The sequence below is a fragment of the Streptomyces prasinopilosus genome (genome assembly GCF_001419695.1).
Lineage (GTDB): Bacteria > Actinomycetota > Actinomycetes > Streptomycetales > Streptomycetaceae > Streptomyces > Streptomyces prasinopilosus.
The window spans coordinates 1-1,798 of the sequence record NZ_LIRG01000871.1 but is presented as its reverse complement, the minus strand read 5'-3'; the positions used below and the strand labels follow the sequence as shown (position 1 = coordinate 1,798).

General features: G+C 72.3%; 2 protein-coding genes. One reads left to right on the top strand and one right to left on the bottom strand.

Translation table 11 applies throughout. From position 1 onward, the window contains the following. Positions 1-1,224 (top strand): MFS transporter (locus tag AOK18_RS27780; protein WP_055696117.1); only part of this gene is annotated, 1,224 nt, incomplete at its 5' end. A gap of 23 nt (positions 1,225-1,247) precedes the next feature. Here the strand turns inward: AOK18_RS27780 and AOK18_RS27775 are convergent. Continuing rightward, positions 1,248-1,682 carry a VOC family protein gene (locus AOK18_RS27775; protein ID WP_055574737.1) on the bottom strand — a complete coding sequence of 145 codons (435 nt, stop codon included), beginning with the start codon at positions 1,680-1,682 and terminating at the stop codon, positions 1,248-1,250. Positions 1,683-1,798 lie beyond the last annotated feature (116 nt).

Sequence of the window (1,798 nt, the reverse complement as noted above, 5' to 3'; positions counted from 1 at the left end):
GTCGCCGGCGCCACCCTCATGCCGTCCACCCTGGCACTGATCAGCAACATGTTCCGCGACGCCCGCCAGCGCGGGGTGGCCATCGCCGTCTGGGTCACCATGTTCTCCGTGGGCATCGCCCTCGGCCCGGTGGTCGGCGGAGCCATGCTGGAGTACTTCTGGTGGGGCTCGGTCTTCCTGCTCGGCGTGCCCGTCATGGCGCTGCTGCTGGTGGCCGGCCCGGTGCTGCTGCCGGAGTACCGTGACGAGGAGGCCGGCCGGGTCGACCTGACCAGCGTGGCCCTGTCCCTGGCGGCGATCCTGCCGGTGATCTACGGCCTGAAGGAGATCGCCGACGACGGGCCGTCCGCGCTGCCGCTGCTGGTCCTCCTCGCGGGCCTGCTGATGGCCGTCGTGTTCGTCCGCCGGCAGCGCACGCTGGAGAGCCCGCTGCTGGACTTCCGCCTGTTCGGCGACCCCGCGTTCCGCACGTCCCTGGTGACGCTGCTGCTGAGCATGCTGGTCGCCGGCGGCACCTACCTGTTCGTGACGCAGTACCTGCAGCTCGTCGGCGGGCTGTCGCCGATGAAGGCGGGCCTGTACCTGCTCCCGGCCGCCTTCGCGCTGATCGTGACGTCCGTCGTCTCCCCGATCGCCGCGAGCAAGGTCCGGCCCGGGTACGTCGTGGCCGTCGGCCTGGTCGTGTCGGCGCTGGGTCACGTCGTGCTGGCCCTCACCGACAGCACGTCCGGGATCGCCCAGGCCGTGACCGGCTTCGCCCTCGTCTACGCCGGCGGCGGACCGCTCATCGCGCTGGGCACCGACATCGTGGTGGGATCGGCACCGCCCGAGCAGGCCGGATCCGCCGCCGCCCTGTCGGAGACCAGCACCGAACTGGGCATGGCGCTCGGCGTGGCACTTCTCGGCAGCGTCGGCACCGCCGTCTACCGCAGCGGGGTGGACGTCCCCGACCAGGTCCCGGACGGCGGCGCCGACACGCTCGCCGGGGCGCTGGAGGCGGCGAGGGACCTGCCCGCCGACGTGGCCGCCGCGTTCGTCGACTCGGGCCGGGCCGCGTTCACCGACGGCATGAACGCCATCGGTGTCATCGGCGCGCTGCTGGCGCTCGGTTCGGCGGTGCTCGTGGCGGTGGTCATCAAGAGCCCGCCCACGGGCGCGGCCGAGGAGGGGGCGGAGGAGAGCGCCGACCGCTCCGGCGCGCCCGCGGAGCAGCCCACGGGCTGAACCGGGGACGGACCGGCCGCTCCTCAGACGCCGGGGCGCCCCGTGTAGTCGGCGGCGTACTCGGCGCTGGGCGCGATGGGCGTGATGACGTCGACGAGTACGCCGTCGGGGGCGGCGACGATGAAGTGCCGCTGCCCGAAATCCTCGCTGCGCAGGGGGAGTTCGGGCTTCAGGCCGAGGCCGTCCACGAGCCGGGCGTACTCGGCGTCGACGTCGGTCACCTCGAGGTTGAGCAGGACGCCCTGGGCGGGGCGGCGGAACGCCTCCGGGATGGTCTCGTGGGCCGCGTCGACCAGGGCGAGTTCGTAGTGCGGCGGTTCGGGGCGCCGGAGACTGACGTACCACTCGTTGTCGAAGGTCGTCTCGAATCCGAACAAAGAAGTGTAGAAGTCCGCACATTCCCGGAGCCGCGGGGTACAGATCACCGGGTAGAAGCTGGTCGTGGCGGAGGACGTCATCGGGGCACCGTTCCGGGGTGTACGGGTCGTTCGACCGTGGGGGGCGTTTTCTCGTGTCAACGAGAGGTGCCTCCCGCCGTCACGGCCGTCGAGCGCGACGGCGGGGGGCACCTCTC

What these genes read in the sequence shown, in the direction of transcription:
- AOK18_RS27775 (WP_055574737.1), bottom strand. Translation starts at nt 1,682, where the DNA reads ATGACGTCCTCCGCCACGACCAGCTTCTACCCGGTGATCTGTACCCCG.